General features: G+C 71.2%; 17 protein-coding genes. 2 read left to right on the forward strand and 15 right to left on the reverse strand.

Going from position 1 to position 19,935, the window contains the following annotated elements:
• Positions 1-75: 75 nt before the first annotated feature.
• From ACIHCX_RS21030 to pgsA, 15 genes are all read right to left on the reverse strand, one after another.
• Positions 76-2,613, reverse strand: coding sequence for a RelA/SpoT family protein (locus ACIHCX_RS21030; RefSeq protein WP_400031576.1), 2,538 nt, complete (start codon positions 2,611-2,613; stop codon positions 76-78).
• A 443-nt stretch (positions 2,614-3,056) separates the two neighbouring features.
• A complete protein-coding gene (locus tag ACIHCX_RS21035) occupies positions 3,057-3,596 on the reverse strand; it encodes an adenine phosphoribosyltransferase (protein ID WP_400031578.1) in 540 nt (179 codons plus the stop codon).
• Positions 3,593-4,720 (reverse strand): protein translocase subunit SecF, encoded by a 1,128-nt coding sequence (gene secF / locus ACIHCX_RS21040; RefSeq protein ID WP_400031580.1) that lies wholly within the window; start codon positions 4,718-4,720, stop codon positions 3,593-3,595. The genes ACIHCX_RS21035 and secF overlap by 4 nt, the downstream gene beginning before the upstream one ends.
• A 1-nt stretch (position 4,721) precedes the next feature.
• Positions 4,722-6,503, reverse strand: a complete 1,782-nt coding sequence (gene secD / locus ACIHCX_RS21045; RefSeq protein WP_400031582.1) for a protein translocase subunit SecD — start codon at positions 6,501-6,503, stop codon at positions 4,722-4,724.
• A 134-nt stretch (positions 6,504-6,637) separates the two neighbouring features.
• Positions 6,638-7,135, reverse strand: coding sequence for a preprotein translocase subunit YajC (gene yajC, locus ACIHCX_RS21050; protein ID WP_400031584.1), 498 nt, complete (start codon positions 7,133-7,135; stop codon positions 6,638-6,640).
• A gap of 165 nt (positions 7,136-7,300) precedes the next feature.
• Complete coding sequence (gene ruvB / locus ACIHCX_RS21055; protein ID WP_400031586.1) at positions 7,301-8,395, reverse strand: Holliday junction branch migration DNA helicase RuvB; 1,095 nt, start codon at positions 8,393-8,395, stop codon at positions 7,301-7,303.
• A 15-nt stretch (positions 8,396-8,410) separates the two neighbouring features.
• On the reverse strand, positions 8,411-9,016 hold the full coding sequence (ruvA, locus tag ACIHCX_RS21060) for a Holliday junction branch migration protein RuvA (RefSeq protein ID WP_400031588.1): 606 nt from the start codon (positions 9,014-9,016) through the stop codon (positions 8,411-8,413).
• A complete protein-coding gene (gene ruvC / locus ACIHCX_RS21065; protein WP_400031590.1) occupies positions 9,013-9,561 on the reverse strand; it encodes a crossover junction endodeoxyribonuclease RuvC in 549 nt (182 codons plus the stop codon). The genes ruvA and ruvC overlap by 4 nt, the downstream gene beginning before the upstream one ends.
• A gap of 145 nt (positions 9,562-9,706) precedes the next feature.
• Complete coding sequence (locus tag ACIHCX_RS21070; protein WP_400031592.1) at positions 9,707-10,459, reverse strand: YebC/PmpR family DNA-binding transcriptional regulator; 753 nt, start codon at positions 10,457-10,459, stop codon at positions 9,707-9,709.
• A 48-nt stretch (positions 10,460-10,507) separates the two neighbouring features.
• Positions 10,508-11,116, reverse strand: coding sequence for a pyridoxal 5'-phosphate synthase glutaminase subunit PdxT (gene pdxT / locus ACIHCX_RS21075; protein ID WP_400031594.1), 609 nt, complete (start codon positions 11,114-11,116; stop codon positions 10,508-10,510).
• A gap of 40 nt (positions 11,117-11,156) precedes the next feature.
• Complete coding sequence (gene pdxS, locus ACIHCX_RS21080) at positions 11,157-12,005, reverse strand: pyridoxal 5'-phosphate synthase lyase subunit PdxS (protein WP_400032041.1); 849 nt, start codon at positions 12,003-12,005, stop codon at positions 11,157-11,159.
• Between the two features lie 203 nt (positions 12,006-12,208).
• Positions 12,209-12,751: a hypothetical protein gene (locus tag ACIHCX_RS21085; protein WP_400031596.1), complete on the reverse strand. Its 543-nt coding sequence runs from the start codon at positions 12,749-12,751 to the stop codon at positions 12,209-12,211.
• A 63-nt stretch (positions 12,752-12,814) separates the two neighbouring features.
• Positions 12,815-13,978 (reverse strand): glycosyltransferase family 4 protein, encoded by a 1,164-nt coding sequence (locus tag ACIHCX_RS21090; RefSeq protein ID WP_400031598.1) that lies wholly within the window; start codon positions 13,976-13,978, stop codon positions 12,815-12,817.
• On the reverse strand, positions 13,975-14,913 hold the full coding sequence (locus ACIHCX_RS21095; RefSeq protein ID WP_400031600.1) for a phosphatidylinositol mannoside acyltransferase: 939 nt from the start codon (positions 14,911-14,913) through the stop codon (positions 13,975-13,977). The genes ACIHCX_RS21090 and ACIHCX_RS21095 overlap by 4 nt, the downstream gene beginning before the upstream one ends.
• Complete coding sequence (gene pgsA / locus ACIHCX_RS21100; RefSeq protein WP_400032043.1) at positions 14,910-15,638, reverse strand: phosphatidylinositol phosphate synthase; 729 nt, start codon at positions 15,636-15,638, stop codon at positions 14,910-14,912. The genes ACIHCX_RS21095 and pgsA overlap by 4 nt, the downstream gene beginning before the upstream one ends.
• 226 nt (positions 15,639-15,864) lie before the next feature.
• Between pgsA and ACIHCX_RS21105 the strand changes: the two genes are divergently transcribed.
• Both ACIHCX_RS21105 and ACIHCX_RS21110 read left to right on the forward strand, forming a co-directional pair.
• Positions 15,865-18,072, forward strand: a complete 2,208-nt coding sequence (locus tag ACIHCX_RS21105; protein ID WP_400031602.1) for an elongation factor G-like protein EF-G2 — start codon at positions 15,865-15,867, stop codon at positions 18,070-18,072.
• 169 nt (positions 18,073-18,241) lie between these two features.
• Complete coding sequence (locus ACIHCX_RS21110; protein WP_400031604.1) at positions 18,242-19,909, forward strand: hypothetical protein; 1,668 nt, start codon at positions 18,242-18,244, stop codon at positions 19,907-19,909.
• Positions 19,910-19,935 lie beyond the last annotated feature (26 nt).

Genomic DNA, 19,935 nt, shown 5'->3' on the forward strand with positions numbered 1-19,935 from the left:
GATTCCCGAGCACGGCTGAGGGCCCCCGTAGCGCCTACGGGGGCCCTCAGCCGTGCTCTTGGTGTCTGGGGCGGCCTACGCCCGGCTGCGCGCCGAGGTGACCCGGTAGACGTCGTAGACACCCTCCACGCCCCGTACGGCCTTCAGGACGTGCCCCAGATGCTTGGGGTCGCCCATCTCGAAGGTGAAGCGGGAGGTGGCGACGCGGTCGCGGGAGGTCTGGACGGCCGCGGAGAGGATGTTGACGTGCTGGTCGGACAGGACGCGCGTGACGTCCGAGAGCAGGCGGGAGCGGTCCAGGGCCTCGACCTGGATGGCGACCAGGAAGACCGAGGACTGGGTGGGTGCCCACTCGACGTCGAGGATCCGCTCCGGCTCACGCGACAGTGAATCCACGTTGACGCAGTCACTGCGGTGAACGGATACGCCGCTGCCCCGCGTGACGAAGCCGATGATCGGGTCGCCGGGTACCGGAGTGCAGCAGCGGGCCAGCTTGACCCACACGTCGTCGACGCCCTTGACGACGACACCGGGGTCGGCGCTGGAGCGGCGCTTGCGGCCGCGCCCACGCGCGGGCGGCACGCTCTCGTCGATCTCCTCGGTGGCCGCCTCCTCGCCGCCGAGCGCCTGCACCAGCTTCTGCACGATGTTCGGCGCGGAGACGTGCCCCTCGCCGATCGCCGCGTACAGCGCGGAGATGTCCGAGTAGCGCATCTCGTGTGCGAGGGTGACCAGCGAGTCGCCGGTCAGGATGCGCTGGATCGGCAGGTTCTGCTTCCGCATCGCGCGGACGATCGCGTCCTTGCCCTGCTCGATCGCCTCGTCGCGGCGCTCCTTGGAGAACCAGGCCCGGATCTTGTTGCGGGCGCGCGGGGACTTGACGAAGCCGAGCCAGTCGCGGGAAGGCCCGGCGCCGGCCGCCTTGGAGGTGAAGACCTCCACGAGGTCGCCGTTGTCCAGGGTCGATTCCAGCGGGACGAGACGGCCGTTGACCCGCGCTCCAATGGTGCGGTGGCCGACCTCCGTGTGGACGGCGTACGCGAAGTCCACCGGGGTGGCGCCGGCCGGGAGCGCTATGACGTCGCCCTTGGGCGTGAAGACGAAGACCTCGTTGCGGGACAGGTCGAAGCGCAGCGACTCCAGGAACTCGCCCGGGTCCTCGGTCTCCTTCTGCCAGTCCAGCAACTGCCGCAGCCACGCCATGTCGTTGATGGCGCCCGCGTCCTTGCCCGCCTTGCCGGCGGGTTTCGGCGCGTCGGTACGGACCTTGGAGGCACCGGCGACGGCCTCCTGCTTGTACTTCCAGTGCGCGGCGATGCCGTACTCGGCGCGGCGGTGCATGTCGAAGGTGCGGATCTGCAACTCGACCGGCTTGCCGTTGGGGCCGATGACCGTCGTGTGCAGCGACTGGTACATGTTGAACTTGGGCATCGCGATGTAGTCCTTGAACCGGCCGGGGACCGGGTTCCATCGCGCGTGCACGGTGCCGAGGGCGGCGTAGCAGTCGCGGACCGTGTCGACCAGGACACGGATGCCCACCAGGTCGTAGATCTCCGCGAAGTCACGGCCGCGGACGATCATCTTCTGGTAGACGCTGTAGTAGTGCTTGGGCCTGCCGGTGACGGTCGCCTTGATGCGCGCGGCACGCAGGTCGGCCTGGACCTCGTCGGTCACGATCGCGAGGTACTCGTCGCGCTTGGGGGCGCGCTCGGCGACGAGGCGGACGATCTCGTCGTACATCTTGGGGTAGAGGATCGCGAAGGCGAGGTCCTCCAGCTCCCACTTGATGGTGTTCATGCCCAGCCGGTGGGCGAGCGGGGCGTAGATCTCCAGCGTCTCGCGGGCCTTCTTCTCCTGCTTCTCGCGCTTGAGGTAGCGCATGGTGCGCATGTTGTGCAGGCGGTCGGCGAGCTTGATGACCAGGACCCGGGGGTCCTTGGCCATGGCGACGACCATCTTGCGCACGGTCTCGGCCTGCGCGGCCTCGCCGAACTTGACCTTGTCCAGCTTGGTGACGCCGTCGACGAGCAGCGCGACGGTGTCGCCGAAGTCGCGGCGCAGCTGGTCAAGGCCGTACTCGGTGTCCTCGACGGTGTCGTGCAGCAGCCCCGCCATCAGGGTGGCCGGGTCCATGCCGAGCTCGGCGAGGATCGTGGTCACGGCGAGCGGGTGGGTGATGTACGGGTCGCCGCTCTTGCGCTTCTGGCCGCGGTGCCAGCGCTCGGCGACCTGGTAGGCCCGCTCGATCTGGCGCAGGGTCGCGTTCTCGATCTTCGGGTCGTTGCTGCGCACTATCCGCAGCAGCGGCTCGAGGACCGGGTTGTACGGGTTGGCGCGCTGCACGCCGAGGCGGGCAAGGCGGGCGCGGACGCGGTTGGAGGAACCGGAGCGCCCGGGCTGGCCGGTGGAGGGGCGCACGACGGGGGGCGGCGCGGGGCGCTCGGGCTGGGCCGGCTTGGGCCGGGCGGCCTCGGTCGACTTGCCGACGGGGGCGGACTGCGCGTGCTCGGCCGTCCCGCGGACTTCGCTCTTCGCGTGCGGCGCGGGCTTGGCCGCGGGCGCCGAGGCGGACTCGGGCTTGGCGGCGGTCAGTGGCTGGGCCTCGTCTGGCAAGAGGACTCCTCGTGCGCGATCCGGGTCCCCCGGTCAGGCTCCGGAAACCCCATGGTAGCGATCCAGAGCTCCAGGATCGCCTCGAGCCCGATCGAAGGGCCCTCCACGTCACAAACACACAAGCCGACCGCGGGATTCCGCTACCTCGTCTCAGACACGGGGTGGAGCCCCAGGGACGGGACCCCTCACCCCACCGAGACGGGTGGGCGGGTGGGAAACCGGGGGTGCAGGGGGCAAAGCCCCCGCGGGGGTCTGGGGCGCAGCCCCAGAGACGGGAGCCCACACACCCACCGAGACGGGCGGGCGGGAAACCGGGGGCGCGGGGGGCGAAGCCTCCGCCGGGGTCTGAGGCGCGGCCCCAGGGATGGGATCCCTCACCCGTGGGGCGGGGCGACGTGCCGACCAGGCGGGGCCTGGGGCCGGTAGCCCCAGGCCCCCGTTGGTCAGAGGCGGAGGAGGGCCTCCAGCGGGGCCCCCGACAGCGCGGGCTCCAACCGGGCCCGGCCACCGAGGAACCCGAGTTCCATCAGCACCGCCACCCCGGCGACCTCGGCCCCCGCACGGCGGATGAGCTGGATGGACGCCTCCGCGGTACCCCCCGTGGCCAGCACGTCGTCGACGACCAGCACACGGTCCCCGGCGCTCAGATCCTCCGCGTGGACCTCGATCTCCGCCGACCCGTACTCCAGGTCGTACGCCTGGCTGAGCGTCGCTCCGGGGAGCTTGCCCGCCTTGCGCACGGGGATGAAGCCGAGCCCCGCCCGGAGCGCCACCGGGGCGCCGAGGATGAAGCCGCGGGCCTCCAGGCCCACGACCTTCGTCGCCCCCTCCCGGGTGCCCACCTCCGCCAGCGCGTCGGTGAGGGCGGTGAAGGCCGCCGGATCGGCCAGGAGCGGGGTGATGTCCTTGAACATCACCCCCGGCTCCGGATAGTCGGCCACATCACGGATACGGCTGAGCAGCAGCTCCTGGACGTCGGTCATCGGCGCTTCCCCGAGGGTCGGCCGCGGCCCCGACCGCGGGTGGCGGACTGGTCGCGCGGGCCCACCACGGCGGGTGCGGCGTCCTCCGGGCCCCCGGGACGGTCACCGGCGGCGACGCCGGCCGGCTCCGCGTCCAGGGACTCGCCCTTCGCCGCCGCCTGCGCCCGCTTGGCGAGCACGCGCTTCTTGAGGGCCTTCATCGGCGGCTCGAGCTCCTTGAGGTCGGCGACGAGCGGCGTGGCGATGAAGATCGAGGAGTACGCACCGGCCGCGAGGCCGACGAACAGCGACAGCGAGATGTCGTTCAGCATGCCCGCGCCGAGCACACCGCCGCCGATGAACAGCAGACCCGCCACCGGCAGCAGCGCCACCACGGTGGTGTTGATGGAACGGATCAGCGTGCCGTTGATCGAGCGGTTGGCGATCTCGCTGTACGTCCAGCGCGTCTGCCGGGTGATGTCCTTCGTCTGCTCCTTGAGGCTGTCGAAGACGACGACCGTGTCGTAGAGCGAGTAACCGAGGATCGTCAGCAGACCGATCACCGTACCGGGCGTGACCTCGAAGCCGACGAGGGCGTACACGCCGGTCGTGATCGTCAGGTCGTGGATCAGCGCGACGAGCGCGGCCAGCGCCATGCGCCACTCGAAGGCGATCGCCAGGTAGATCACGACCAGGATCATGAAGATCCCCAGACCCTGCCAGGCCTTGTTGGCGATCTGCTCGCCCCAGCTCGGACCGACCAGGTCGGCGTTGATGTGCTCCGGGTTGACCTTCAGGTCCTTGGCCAGGTCTTCCTTGATCTGGTCGGACTTGCTGGTCTCGATGCCCGCGATCTGGATGCGCAGGCTGCCGTCACCGAGCTTCTGCACGATCGACTCCTGGCCGGAGGCGTTGTGCGCGAAGTCCTCGGCCTGGGCCACCGACGCACTCATGTGCTTCGGCGTGGTGAAGACCGCACCGCCCTGGAACTCGATGCCCATGTTCAGGCCGCGCACCGCCAGGCCCAGGATCGCCGTGATGGTGATCAGGATCGAGATGCCGTACCAGATCTTGCGGTTCTTGATGAAGTCGTAGCCGACCTCGCCATGATGCAGTCGGGCGCCGAGGTTGCCGAGCTTGGACACCTCACGCCTCCTTCGTCTCGACAGGGCCGGCGGCAGGACCGGCGGGACGGCGGGTGCGGCGCAGCGGAGGCTTGGCACCCAGGCGCTTGGGGTCCAGACCGGACCAGCTGTGGCCGCTGGCGAAGAACTTGCGGCGGGCGAGGATCGTCATCAGCGGCTTGGTGAACAGGAAGATGACGACCACGTCGAGCAGCGTGGTCAGGCCGAGCGTGAACGCGAAGCCCTGCACCTTGCCGACGGTCACGATGAACAGCACCGCGGCCGCCAGGAACGACACGAAGTCCGAGACGAGGACGGTACGCCGGGCCCGCGGCCAGCCGCGCTCCACGGCGGGGCGCAGCGAACGGCCCTCGCGGATCTCGTCCCTTATGCGTTCGAAGAACACGATGAAGGAGTCCGCGGTGATACCGATCGCCACGATCGCACCGCACACGGCCGGCAGGTTCAGCGCGAAGCCGATGGCCGGGCCGAGCAGCGACATGAGCGTGTAGGTGAGCATCGCGGAGATCATCAGCGAGGCGATCGCGACCATCGCCAGTCCGCGGTAGTACACCACCAGGTAGATCACGACCAGGGCGAGGCCGATGGCGCCCGCGATCAGGCCGGCGTGCAGCTGCTCACCGCCGAGCGCGGCGGTGACGGTGGTGACGCTGTCCTCCTTGAAGGTCAGCGGCAGCGCGCCGTAGGACAGCATGTTGGCGAGGCTCTGCGCCTCCTCCTGGTTGAAGTGCCCGGAGATCTCCGCGTTGCCGCCGGTCAGCGCCTGGCTGACGTACGGGTCGGAGACGACGTCGCCGTCCAGGACGATGGCGAACTGGTTCTGCGGCGAGGGATTCTGGGCCAGCTTGCCGGTGATGTCGGCGAACTTCGCGGCGCCCTTGGAGGTGAACTCCATGGTCACGGTCCAGCCGGAGGCGGTCTGCGTGTTGAAGACGGCGTCCGCCTTCTTGACGTCCGTGCCGTCCACCTCGGCGGGGCCGAGCAGGTACTTCTGCCACTGGCCCGACGAGTTCTTGCCGCAGGCGACGGTCCCCTCGGTGGGCAGCACGCCCTTGCCGGCGGTGGCGCGCACGGACTGCTTGCTGCAGTCCAGGGCGGCGTACTCGGCCTCGAGCTTGCTGTTCGCGTCACCGGAGCCGCTGCTCGGAGCCGGGGAGCCGCTGGCAGCGGCCGACGGGCTCGTCGAGGCGTTCGGGCTGGCCGGGGAGCCGCTCGCGGCCGGGGTGGCATCCGCCTTCAGGGCGTCGGTGACCGGGCGGCCCTGCTTGGTCTCGGAGGCCGAGGGCGTCGGGGAGCCGGAGGGGGTCGCCCCGCCCGTGGACTTGTCGGTCGCCTTGTGGGAGGTGCCGGGCGACGGCTCGGCCGGGGCGGCGCCGGTCACGTCCGTGGCGAGGACCGGGCGGAAGTACAGCTTCGCGGTGGTGCCGACCTGTTCCCGGGCCTGCTTGGAGTTGGTGCCCTTGGGGATGTTGACAATGATGTTGTCGTTGCCCTGGGTCTGGACCTCGGCCTCGGAGACGCCGAGACCGTTGACACGCCGCTCCATGATGTTGACGGCCGTGTCCATGTTGGCCTTGTTGATCGCGGCTTCCTGGCCGCGCTCCGGGACCGCCCGCAGCGTGATGCTCGTACCGCCGGCCAGGTCGATACCCAGGCGCGGGGCGGTGTTGCCCGTGACGAACATACCTCCCGTGAGCGCCACGATGGCGATCAGAATGAGGGCCAGCGAGCGCCCCGGCTTGCTCGGGGCGCTCGCACTGCGTCCCTTTTTGGATACAGCCACCTTTTAGTTACTCCCTCTCGGGCCGTCCCGCACCGGGTGAGCTCGGCGACGGCCATGACATGGTGTCGGAATCCCGCGCGAAGTGAACGCACCCCAGGGCGCGCGCAGGTGGTGCGGCGCGCCCTGGGTGGTGACTACTTCGCCTCGGAGCCGCCGTCGGTCTTCTTCGGCTCGTCCTCGGCCTGCGCCTCCGTCTTCGCCTCGGCGGCGTCGGCCGGCTCCTCGGCCGCGTCCTTCTTGCCGAGGTCGACGGAGGTGTCGTCGGAGGCGCCGGTGTCGTCGGCGGGCTCGTCCGTACCGGTGAGGGAGGAGGCGTCGTCGGGGACGAGGTCGGACTTCAGATCGTGCTCGATGCCGTGGACGATGCGGTTGTACTCGTCGTCGGTCAGGACGGTCGCGATCGCGTTCTTGGCGAACAGCAGATCGACGCCCGGGCCCGCGTCGAGGAGGACCGTGTCGTCGTTGACCTCCTTGACCGTGGCGTACATGCCCCCGATGGTGCGGATACCACTACCGGGCTGCATCTGGTCGCGCATGTTCGCGGCCTGCTGCTGCTTCTTCTTGGCCGACCGGGTCATCAGGAACATGGCCCCGATGAGCACGATGAACGGGAGGAGGGTCACGAGACTCACGGGTCGGAACTTCCTTCACATGACCGCGATGGGGAGCGGCCTGATTGGTTGGGGGTATGTGTACTGCCTACAAAGGCGGCATCGGCGGAGTCTAGGCGAGTCCGCACGCAAGGAACAACGCTCAGCATGACACCTGGGTTCCTCCCCGGGCCACTACCGCAGCCCTCACGCCCCGAACAGGCCCTGTTGTCCGTTTCCCGCAGCTGATGAGCCGGGCGGGGTGAGACCGAGGTGCGCCCAGGCGGCGGGGGTGGCGACACGGCCCCGCGGAGTGCGGGCGAGCAGGCCCTCGCGGACGAGGAAGGGCTCGGCGACCTCCTCCACTGTCTCACGCTCCTCCCCCACGGCGACCGCGAGCGTCGACAGGCCGACCGGACCGCCGCCGAACAGCTTCAGCAGAGCCTCGAGGACCGCCCGGTCGAGCCGGTCGAGGCCGCGCGCGTCGACCTCGTAGACGGCCAGGGCCGCGGCGGCGATCTCGCGCGTGATGGTCCCGTCCGCCTTGACCTGCGCGTAGTCGCGAACGCGGCGCAGCAGGCGGTTGGCGATGCGCGGGGTGCCCCGGGAGCGGCCGGCGATCTCGGCGGCTCCGTCGGTGTCGATGCGGACGTCCAGGAGGTTTGCCGAGCGGTGCACGACACGCTCCAGTTCCGCGGGCCCGTAGAACTCCATGTGCGCGGTGAAGCCGAAGCGGTCGCGCAACGGGGGCGGCAGCAGTCCCGCGCGTGTCGTGGCGCCGACCAGGGTGAACGGGGGCAGTTCGAGCGGGATGGCGGTGGCGCCGGGGCCCTTGCCGACGATCACGTCGACCCGGAAGTCCTCCATCGCCATGTAGAGCATCTCCTCGGCGGGCCTCGACATGCGGTGGATCTCGTCGAGGAAGAGCACCTCGCCCTCCTGGAGGGAGGACAGGATGGCCGCGAGGTCGCCGGCGTGCTGGATGGCGGGACCCGAGGTGATGCGGATGGGGGCGCCCATCTCGGCCGCGATGATCATGGACAGGGTGGTCTTGCCCAGGCCGGGTGCGCCGGACAGCAGCACGTGGTCGGCGGTGGCGCCGCGCGCCCGGGCGGCGCGCAGCACGAGGTCGAGCTGTTCGCGGACCTTCTCCTGGCCGATGAACTCGCCCAGGTCCTTGGGGCGCAGCGCGGCCTCGACGGCCTGGTCCTCACCGTCGGCCGCGGAGCCCACCAGCCGCTCCGCCGCGGGACCGGCGAGCGCCTCGGCGGCGGGCGTGTCGGTCGTGTCGTCCCAGTTCACTCACGTACTCCTGGCTCAGCGGGCTCGGTTCAGGGTCTGCAGGGCCGCCTTGAGCAACTGTCCCACCTGGGGTGTGCCGCCGGCGGCCTCGGCCCGGGGTGCCACGGCGGTCACCGCCTCGTCGGCCTCGCGGGTGGCGTACCCGAGGCCGATCAGCGCCGCGTGCAGCTGGTCGCGCCAGCCCTGGGTGACGGGCGCGCCCACGGCGGGTGCGCCGACGGGCTCGCCAAGCCGGTCCTTGAGCTCCAGCAGGAGCTTCTGGGCGCCCTTCTTGCCGATGCCGGGAACGGCGGTGAGGGCCTTCTCGTCGCCGGTGGCGACGGCCCGGCGCAGGGCGTCGGGCGTGTGCACGGCCAGCATCGCCTGGGCCAGCCGCGGTCCCACGCCGCTGGCGGTCTGCAGCAGCTCGAAGACCTGGCGCTCGTCGTCGTCCGCGAAGCCGTACAGGGTCAGCGAGTCCTCCCGTACGACGAGGGAGGTGGCGAGCCTGGCCTGCCGGCCGAGGCGGAGCGTGGACAGCGTGTTCGGGGTGCACTGCACGGCCATGCCGACGCCGCCGACCTCGATCACCGCGGCGTCGGGGGCGAGGGCTGCGACCGTGCCGCTGACGAAGGCGATCATGCCGTACGGCCTTTCGTTGTCGGGGGTTGTCCGGCCGTGTGCGCGGCGACGGCCTGCTGGAGCCGGTTCTGGGCGGGGGCCCGCCAGATGTGGCAGATGGCGAGGGCGAGGGCGTCGGCGGCGTCGGCCGGCTTGGGTGGCGCGGCGAGCCGCAGCAGCCGGGTGACCATGGCGCCGACCTGGGCCTTGTCGGCGCGGCCGCTGCCGGTGACGGCGGCCTTGACCTCGCTGGGGGTGTGCAGGGCGACCGGGATGCCGCGCCGGGCCGCGCAGAGCATCGCCACGGCGCTGGCCTGGGCGGTGCCCATGACCGTGCGCACGTTGTGCTGGCTGAACACGCGTTCCACCGCCACGCATTCGGGGCGGTGCTCGTCCAGCCAGCGCTCGATCCCCTGCTCGACGGCGACCAGACGGTGGCTCAGGTCCGCGTCCGCGGGGGTGCGGACGACTCCGACACCGAGCATGGTCAGCGGCCGGCCCGCGACCCCCTCGACGACACCGACGCCGCAGCGGGTCAGTCCGGGGTCGACTCCCAGTACGCGCACGCGTGTCCCCTCCCCTCGTGACCTGGCCGCGGTCCATGGCGTTGATCTTTGACTGACGCCAGGCTATCCGCTGCCACCGACAACGACGGCGGGCCGGCGGGAATGTCCCACCGGCCCGTCCAAGCCCGCGCGCTGCGCGGCGGCGCTACGCGTCGACCTTCTCCATGATCTCGTCGCTGACGTCGAAGTTGGCGAAGACGTTCTGCACGTCGTCGCTGTCCTCGAGCGCGTCGATCAGCTTGAAGATCTTCCTGGCACCCTCCTCGTCCAGTTCCACCTGCATGGTGGGGACGAAGTTGGCGTCGGCCGAGTCGTAGTCGATGCCGGCCTCCTGGAGGGCGGTGCGGACCGCCACCAGGTCGGTGGCCTCGCTGAGCACCTCGAAGGACTCGCCGAGGTCGTTGACCTCCTCGGCACCGGCGTCCAGGACGGCGGTCAGGACGTCGTCCTCGGCCAGTTCGCCCTTGGGGACGATCACGACGCCCTTGCGGTTGAAGAGGTAGGACACCGAGCCCGGGTCGGCCATGGAGCCGCCGTTGCGGGTCATGGCGACGCGCACGTCGGAGGCGGCGCGGTTGCGGTTGTCGGTGAGGCACTCGATGAGCACCGCGACACCGTTCGGCCCGTAGCCCTCGTACATGATCGTCTCGTAGTCGGCGCCGCCGGCCTCGAGACCGCCACCGCGCTTGATGGCCGAGTCGATGTTCTTGTTCGGCACCGACTGCTTCTTGGCCTTCTGCACGGCGTCGTAGAGCGTCGGGTTGCCGTCCAGGTCGACCCCGCCCATGCGAGCCGCGACCTCGATGTTCTTGATCAGCTTCGCGAAGAGCTTGCCGCGCTTGGCATCGATGACGGCCTTCTTGTGCTTCGTCGTGGCCCATTTAGAGTGGCCGGACATCTGCCTGTCTCCTTCGCGTAACCCGTCTGCGTAACGAACGCAGGAATCCTACAAGGACTCCGGTGTCCGGTTCGCGCGCACCATGTCGACGAACAGGGCGTGCACGCGGTGGTCGCCGGTCAGCTCCGGGTGGAACGACGTGGCGAGCGCGTTGCCCTGGCGGACCGCGACGATGTGGCCGTCGTGCTCGGCGAGCACCTCGGCCCCGGCGCCGACGGACTCCACCCAGGGGGCGCGGATGAAGACGCCCTCCACAGGATCGCCCAGGACGCCCTTGACGTCGACGGCGGCCTCGAAGGACTCGTTCTGCCGTCCGAAGGCGTTGCGGCGCACGATCATGTCGATTCCGCCGATGGTCTCCTGGCCCGAGCGCGGGTCGAGGATCTTGTCGGCGAGCAGGATCATGCCGGCGCAGGTGCCGTAGACGGGCAGGCCGTCACGCACGCGCGCGCGGAGGGGGTCCATCACTCCGAAGAGGACGGCCAGCTTGGAGATGGTGGTGGACTCGCCGCCGGGGAGGACGAGGCCGTCGACCTCGGCGAGTTCTTCGGGGCGCCGCACCGGCCTGGCCACGGCGTCCGCCGCGGCCAGGGCGATGAGGTGCTCCCGTACGTCGCCCTGGAGGGCCAGGACGCCGATGACGGGTGCGTCGGTCATGTACGTGGGTTCTCTCTGCGTGCGGTCCCTCGGGGCCGGCTCACCAGCCGCGGTTGGCGTAGCGCTCGGCCTCGGGGAGGGTGTCGCAGTTGATGCCGACCATGGCCTCGCCGAGGTTGCGGGACGCCTCCGCGATGATCTTCGGGTCGTCGTAGAAGGTGGTGGCCTTCACGATGGCGGCGGCGCGCTTGGCCGGGTCGCCGGACTTGAAGATGCCGGAGCCGACGAAGACGCCCTCGGCGCCGAGCTGGCGCATCAGGGCGGCGTCGGCGGGGGTGGCCACGCCGCCGGCGGAGAACAGCACGACCGGCAGCTTGCCCAGCTCGGCGACCTCCTTGACCAGCTCGTACGGGGCGCGCAGCTCCTTGGCCGCGGCGTACAGCTCGTGGTTGTCGAAGCCGCGCAGCCGGGCGATCTCGTTCTTGATCTGGCGCAGGTGGCGGACGGCCTCGACGACGTTGCCGGTGCCGGCCTCGCCCTTGGAGCGGATCATCGCGGCGCCCTCGGCGATCCGGCGCAGGGCCTCGCCGAGGTTGGTGGCGCCGCACACGAAGGGGGTGGTGAAGGCCCACTTGTCGGAGTGGTTGACCTCGTCGGCCGGGGTGAGGACCTCGGACTCGTCGATGTAGTCGACGCCGAGCGACTGCAGGACCTGGGCCTCGACGAAGTGGCCGATGCGGGACTTGGCCATGACCGGGATGGAGACGGCGTCGATGATGCCCTCGATCATGTCCGGGTCGGACATGCGAGCCACGCCGCCGTCCTTGCGGATGTCGGCGGGGACGCGCTCCAGAGCCATGACCGCGACGGCGCCCGCGTCCTCGGCGATCTTCGCCTGCTCCGGCGTGACGACGTCCATGATCACGCCGCCCTTGAGCTGCTCGGCCATGCCGCGCTTCACACGGGCGGTACCGGTCTCGGGGTTCTGGGCGGAGTCGGAAATCGTGGTGGACACGGGTGACCTCACATGGTGAAAGAGGGTGTGGTGCGTCCACGAGGAAACGGGATGTGACCAGTCCACGGCAAGGGCCAATGGGAACCCGGTGGATCCTTTTCGCCCGGCACCGCCCGAAAAGGCGTCACCGGTGCCGGTCAGGCGGCCCGCTCGGCCAGGGCCTTCGGCGGCTCGTCGTCCATCTCGAAGCCCATGGGGAACGGGGCGTGTCCGGCCAGCCGGAACCACCGCACCTTGCGGTGCTCGCGCAGCCGGCGGGCGGCTCCCACCGCGTCGTTGTGGAAGCGGCGGGCCATCGGCACCCTGCGCACGGCCTCGGTCAGCTCACGCGCCGCCTCCTCTCCCCCGGGCGCCTCGCGTACCGCCTCGACCTGCGGGACCTCGGCGAACACGGCCCGCAGGGCCTGGCTCAACTCGCTCTCCGCGACCTCCCGTTGCTCCTCCTCGGCCTGCCGGGCGGCGTGCGCGGCCTCGTACAGCACGATGGAGGCCGCCGGGTCCAGCACGCCGGAGGTGGCCAGTTCCTGCGCCACCGAGGCCCGCCGCAGCAACTGCGCGTCCAGCGCGGCCCGGGTGGCGTCGATACGGACGTGCAGCCGGTCCAGGCGCCCCGCCGTCCAGCTCAGGTACAGCCCGACGGCCACGAGCGCGACGACAATCCAGATGAGCGTTAGGGTCACGGGCGGCAAGGCTACCGGGACACCCCACCCGGGCCGCCAGGGCCTGGCGGCCCGGGGCCGGGGTCAGTCGCGGGCCAGGCCCAGGCGGGCCCGCAGCCCCGAGATGCGTTCGTCGGCGGCGACGGCGGCCGCGCCGGCGGTGACCGTCTCGTAGACGGAGAGGATGTCGGCGCCGACCGTCGACCAGTCGAAGCGGCGCACATGGGCGCTGCCGCGTGCGCGCAGTTCGGCTCGGCGGACCGGGTCGGACAGCAGGCGCACGGCGGCTTCGGCGAGGGCGCCGGCGTCCTCGTTGGCGAAGAGTTCACCGGCCTTGCCCCGGTCCAGGACCTGGGCGAAGGCGTCCAGGTCGGAGGCGAGGACCGGGGCGCCGGCCGACATGGCCTCGACCAGGATGATGCCGAAGCTCTCCCCGCCGGTGTTGGGGGCCACGTACAGGTCGACGCTGCGCAGAAGACGCGCCTTGTCCTCGTCGCTGATCATGCCGAGGAACTCCACCCGCGAGCGCAGTTCCCTCGGCAGACTCTCCACCGCCTGCTCCTCGTCCCCGCGGCCCGCGACCAGCAGGCGGGCCCCCGGGTGGGCGGCGAGGATCCCGGGCAGCGCCCGCATCAGTACGGGCAGGCCCTTGCGGGGCTCGTCGATGCGGCCGATGAAGCCGATCGTGTCGCCCTGCCACTCGGGCCTGGGCTCGGCCCGGGCGAAGAAGTCCACGTCGACGCCGTTGGGGATCACCACCGCGTCGCCGCCGAGGTGCTCGACGAGGGTGCGGCGGGCGTACTCGCTCACCGCGATCCGCGCGCTGATCTTCTCCAGGGCCGCCTGGAGGATCGCGTACGCGGCGATCATCGCCCGCGAGCGGGGGTTGGAGGTGTGGAAGGTGGCGACGATCGGGCCCTGGGCGGCCCAGCAGGCCAGCAGGCCCAGCGACGGCGAGGCCGGCTCGTGGATGTGGATCACGTCGAATCGGCCCTCGTGCAGCCAGCGCCGCACCCGGGCCGCCGACAGGAGACCGAAGTTGAGCCGGGCCACCGAGCCGTTGTAGGGCACCGGGACCGCCCGGCCGGCCGAGACGACGTAGGGCGGCAGCGGCGTGTCGTCGTCGGCGGGCGCGAGGACGGACACCTCGTGGCCGAGGCCGATGAAGTACTCCGCCAGGTCACGGATGTGGAACTGGACGCCACCGGGCACGTCCCACGAGTAGGGGCAGACGATGCCGATCCTCACGCCGTCGCCTTCCCAGGGTCCGCGGGCTGTGCGGGATCCCGCCCGGGATCCAGGTCCGCGAGCCACAAGCGCTGCAGCATGTGCCAGTCCTCCGGATGCTCGGCGATCCCCGTGGCGAAGGCGTCGGCCAGCGCCTGTGTCATGACAGACGTCTTCTCGGCCCGCGTACCTGACCCGGGCACGTCGACCGGGGGATGGACACGGCCCCGCATGACGGGCGAGTCGTCGTACCACAGGGTGACGGGCAGCAGCAGCGCGCCCGTCTGCTGGGCGAGGAGGGCGGGTCCCGCGGGCATCCGGGCCGTCTCGCCGAAGAACGTCACCTCCACCCCGGAGGCGGACAGGTCGCGGTCGGCGACCAGGCAGACCAGACCGCCGTCGCGCAGCCGCCGGGCCAGCGTGCCGAACGCGGAGCCGCCGCTGTGCGGCAGGACCTCCATGCCGAGGCCCTCGCGGTAGGCGACGAACCGGTCGTAGAGCGTCTCCGGCTTCAGCCGCTCGGCGACCGTCGTGAACGGCGTCTTCAGCTCGGTGGTGACCCAGGCGCCGGCCAGGTCCCAGTTGGCCAGGTGGGGCAGGGCGAGGACGACCCCCCGGCCGGCCGCCAGGCCGTCGGTCAGGTAGTGCACGTCCTTGGGGTCGAAGCCGGCCCTGATCCGCTCGGCGCTCCACGTCGGCAGCCGGAAGGACTCCATCCAGTAGCGCAGGTACGAGCGCATCCCCGCACGCGACAGCTCGGCGAGGCGCTCGGGGGTCGCGTCGGGCACCACGCGCGCGTAGTTGCTCTCCAGCCGCCGCACGCCCTTGCCGCGCCGCCGCCAGGCGAGGTCGGCGACCGTGCGGCCGAGCCGCGCCGCGACCGGTTCCGGGAGCTTCTTCACGGTGCCCCAGCCGAGGCCGTACAGCCCGTCGGTGAGCCGCTCCTGGACGGTCATTTCGCCGCCCCGCTCCCCTGCTCCCGCCGCGCCGCGGCGGCCTCCGCCTCGGCCGACTCCCGGCGCACCGTGACGACCCGCTGGACCAGCGTGACCAGGCTGCCCGCGGCGACGATCCACAGGGCGATCGGCAGCAGGTACTGGATGCCCGGCACCCCGAACTTGTGCAGGCCCGCGAACCCGGCCGCGACCAGCGAGATCACCAGCCGCTCGGCACGCTCGACCAGCCCGTTGACGGCGACCGGCAGACCGATCGACTCGCCGCGGGCCTTGGTGTACGACACCACCTGGCCACTGGCCAGACAGAAGATCGACACCGCGCACAGCACGTTGTCGTCGCCACGGCCCGCGTACCACAGGGCGAAACCGCCGAAGATCGCGCCGTCGGCGACCCGGTCGAGGGTGGAGTCCAGGAAGGCGCCCCAGCGGCTGGAGCGGCCGAGCTGGCGGGCCATGTTGCCGTCGACGAGGTCGGAGAACACGAACAGCGTGATCACGACCGTGCCCCAGAAGAACTCGCCCCGCGGGTAGAAGACCAGTGCGCCCGCGACCACCCCGGCGGTCCCGATGAGCGTGACCGTGTCCGGGCTCACGCCCCGGCGGATGAGAAACGCGGCGAACGGTGTGAGGACACGCGTGAAGAATGCACGCGCGTACTTGTTCAGCATGGCCTTCCCGAGGGTCGGTGTCGCCGGGCGGCCCCTGCTGGCCACCGGCTGGCCCATCGTAGCCACGCACGCGCGTGCGTGGCGGCCGGGCGCCCGACCTCGGGGGCACCGGCGCCCACCCGTGCGCACGCGCTGGTGGACGGCGGGATCGGGTCCTTCGTATGGACGCAGCGTGACGGGAGTGGAAAGCTCGAAGGACCGCGGGCGTCGCAGGAGCCGCCAGTGCACGCGGTGCCGCGTGTCCGCGCCCACAGGGACCTCACCGTCAACGGGAGGCAGGATCATGGGCGACAAGACGCAGACCCACCCCGGGGCCGCCGGCAGGGCAGTGGCGGCCGACCATCCCGCGTCCGTACGCAATGTGGTGCTGGTCGGCCACTCCGGATCGGGCAAGACGACGCTGGTGGAGGCGCTCGCGCTGACCGCGGGAGCGGTGAACCGCGCGGGCCGCGTGGAGGACGGCGGCAGCATCTCGGACTACGACGAGATCGAGCACCGACAGCAGCGCTCCGTGCAGCTCTCCCTGGTGCCCCTCGCCTGGGACGGCATCAAGATCAACCTGCTGGACACCCCCGGCTACGCCGACTTCGTCGGGGAACTCAGGGCCGGTCTGCGGGCCGCGGACGCGGCCCTCTTCGTCGTCTCGGCCTCCGACGGCGTGGACGGCTCCACCCGCATGGTCTGGGAGGAGTGCGCGGCCGTCGGCATGCCCCGCGCCATCGTGATCACCCACCTGGAGGCCGCCCGCGCGGACTTCGAGGAGATGACGCGGGTGTGCGCGGAGGCGTTCGGCGCGGACGACCCCGACGCCGTCCTGCCGCTCTACCTGCCCCTGCGCGGCCCGCAGGGCCACGACGGGCACGCGCCCGTGACCGGTCTGGTCGGACTGCTCACGCGGAAGCTGTTCGACTACTCCTCCGGCGAGCGCAAGGAGTCCGAGCCCGGCGAGGACCAGCTGCCGCAACTGGATGAGGCCCGCAACCGGCTCATCGAGGGCATCATCGCCGAGAGCGAGGACGAGACCCTCATGGACCGCTACCTCGGCGGCGAGCAGGTCGACGTCAAGACGCTCATCGAGGACCTGGAACGGGCCGTCGCACGCGGGGCGTTCTTCCCCGTACTGGCCGCCGCACCCGCGGCCGAGGGCGCCAGGCAGGGCATCGGCACGGTCGAACTCCTTGACCTGATCACCCGCGGCTTCCCCACCCCGCTGGAACACGAGGCGCCCGCGGTCAGCGCCGTCGGCGGCAGGTCGCGCGAACTGCGGTCGTGCGACCCCGACGGGCCGCTGGTCGCCGAGGTCGTGAAGACCTCCTCCGACCCGTACGTCGGCCGGGTCTCCCTGGTCCGCGTCTTCTCCGGCACCCTGCGCCCCGACGAGACCGTGCACGTCTCCGGGCACGGCCTGGCCGACCGCGGCCACGAGGAGCGCGCCCTCCACGAAGCCGACGAGCGGGTCGGCGCCCTGTCCACCCCCTTCGGCAAGCAGCAGCGCCCCGTGACGCACGTCATCGCCGGCGACCTCGCGTGCGTGGCGAAACTGGGCCGCGCGGAGACCGGCGACACGCTCTCCGCCAAGGACGACCCGCTGCTGATGGAGCCGTGGCAGATGCCCGACCCGCTGCTGCCCGTGGCCATCCGGGCGCACAGCAAACCGGACGAGGACAAGCTCTCCCAGGGCCTGGCCCGGCTGGTCGCGGAGGACCCGACCATGCGCCTGGAGCAGAACCAGGACACCCACCAGGTGGTGCTGTGGTGCCTGGGCGAGGCCCACGCCGACGTCGCGCTGGAGCGGCTGCGCAGCCGCTACGGCGTCCAGGTCGACGTCGTACCGCACCGGGTCGCGCTGCGGGAGACGTTCGCGGACCGGTCCGGGGGGCGCGGACGGCACGTCAAGCAGTCCGGCGGCCACGGCCAGTACGCCATCTGCGAGATCGAGGTGGAACCGCTGCCGGGCGGTACGGGCATCGAGTTCGTGGACAAGGTGGTCGGCGGAGCCGTGCCGCGGCAGTTCATCCCCTCGGTGGAGAAGGGCGTGCGCGCCCAGGCCGCCCGGGGCGTCGCCGCCGGCTACCCGCTCATCGACGTGCGGGTCACCCTGCTCGACGGCAAGGCGCACTCGGTGGACTCCTCCGACGCGGCGTTCCAGACGGCCGGCGCGCTGGCCCTGCGGGAGGCCGCGGCCGACGCGAGGATCCACCTGCTGGAGCCGGTGGCCGAGGTGACCGTGCTGGTCGGCGACGACTACGTGGGCACCGTGATGAGCGACCTGTCCGGGCGGCGCGGCCGGGTGCTCGGCACCGAGCAGGTGGGCAACGGGCGCACCCTGATCCGCGCCGAGGTGCCCGAGATCGAGATCGGCCGGTACGCGATCGACCTGCGCTCCCTGTCGCACGGCACGGCCCGCTTCGACCGCCGGTACGCACGACACGAGCCGATGCCACCCCAGGTGGCCGACCGGGTGCGCCAACAGGAGCGCGAAGCCTCGTAGTCGGCGCCACCGGCGCACAACCGGGGCACAGGAACACATCGTTGCGCACAGGCGGGCGGCTGTGGCCGTCCGCCTGTCCGCGCGCCCGGCTGCCGATACCCTGATGACCTGATCAACAGGTGTGCCGGGCAGGGAAGTCGGGAAGGCCGCAGGTGCAGGAGCGGCGGCAATGGGGGCGGATGTGACGGACGGATTCGATTTCAGTCCCGGGGCTCAGGTGCCCCTGTCCGGCTCGGCCGGACAGACGGCGGCGACCAACGCGCTCGCCGCGGCCGCGTACCGGGACGACGAAGTCACCAAGATCCTTGACGCGGACAACGAATGGCACCAGTCGAAGGTCAGCCTGCCGCGCCCCTGGGCGAAGATCTTCCGCCCCAGGCTCGGCGAGGCCTTCTCCCGCGCTGTGATCGACCGCATGCTCGGCGTCGGGCGCAAACCGCTCATCCAGTCCTTCGGCCTCGAACCCCAGGTCGTCGTGGAGCACTGCCTGGCGGCCCACCGCATCCGCCGCGACCGCGACAACTGGCTGACGGCGGTGACCGTGCTGTGCGGGCTGCTCTTCCTGCCCGGCCTCCTCGTGTGGCTGCTGGTGTTCACCCTGCGCGCCACCCTCGGCAGACGTGAGGACAAACGAGCCGGCGCCCTCGCCAACACCCTGCTGGTCGCCATGGCCGCAGGCGCCGTGGTCTTCCTGATCAAGATGCCCTTCACCGACTTCTGGGCGTGGTACGCACGCGCGGCGGTCGTCATGCCCGTGATCGGCTGGTTCTGGGCCAAGCAGATCTGCGAACGCTCGGCACGCGAACTGCGCGAGCGCTGGGAAGGCCTGCTGTCCGGCGGCGGCGTGGGCGCCAAGATCCCCGAAGCCGTCCCGGGCAACCCCGGCGACGCGGCCGAGCAGGTACGCAAGGAACTCGCCCGGCTCAGCGCCGAACAGCGCTCCAACTCCGTCTTCTACGCCGGCCCCAAGGGCATACTCGGCATGGGCACGCGCTGGGGCAGCTGGCAGCTGGCCGAGGAACTGGTCTCCGCCGAACCGGGCAAGGAGTTCCACCCCTTCCGCAGCTGGGACGTCATCACCGCGATCCAGGGCGGCCTGGCCATGCTCGAACGCACCTCCATCAACACCGGCGGCTTCCCCAAGCCGACCGTCACCCACTGGGTCGTCACACCGATCGGGGAGAACGCCAAGGAGGTCTCCCGGCCGAGCGGCACCGACGTCGAGACGTACACGGTCAAGACGCACGCCATACAGGACATCTGCAACAAGCAGCAGTTCGGCAGCGGCGACCGCCACTATCTCGGCGTCCAGTGGACCCTCTGGGACGGCCACCTGGTGATCACCATGCTGGTCACCGTGACGGTGCTGCACGACACCCTGCGCATCGAGGTGACCGGCCACGCCCTGGGACCGGTCAACCCCCTGTTCAACCAGAAACCGGCGGCCAAGGAGAAGGAGGTCCAAAAGGCCCTCCGCTTCTGGGAGACCCGCAAGGTGAAACTGCCCCTGATCGACGCCGACGAGGTGGTACGGCTCGCCGCCCGCGCCCCCCTGTCCTGGTACCCGCCCCTGCTGAACTGGCTCGGCGGCAGCCTCACCCTGCCCGAGCCGTTCGGCCTGCGGCATGCCTGGGCCGACCAGCCCTGGCGCCACCGCTTCATGGCCGACGACGCGCTGCGCGCCGCCACCCCGGTGCTGCGGGTGGTGCACGCCGCGGCACTCAGGGTCCTCAAGGAGAACGGCGTGGACGTCGAGAAGTTCGGCACCCGCTCCTCGGTCCTCAGCGGCGCCGTCCAGGACGCGTCACCGAGGAAGGCCGACTCGTACGACGCGTGAGGCAGGCGGGACTTTCGCGGCAGGCC

Source organism: Streptomyces sp. NPDC052043 (genome assembly GCF_044548235.1).
In the GTDB taxonomy this organism is placed as follows: domain Bacteria; phylum Actinomycetota; class Actinomycetes; order Streptomycetales; family Streptomycetaceae; genus Streptomyces.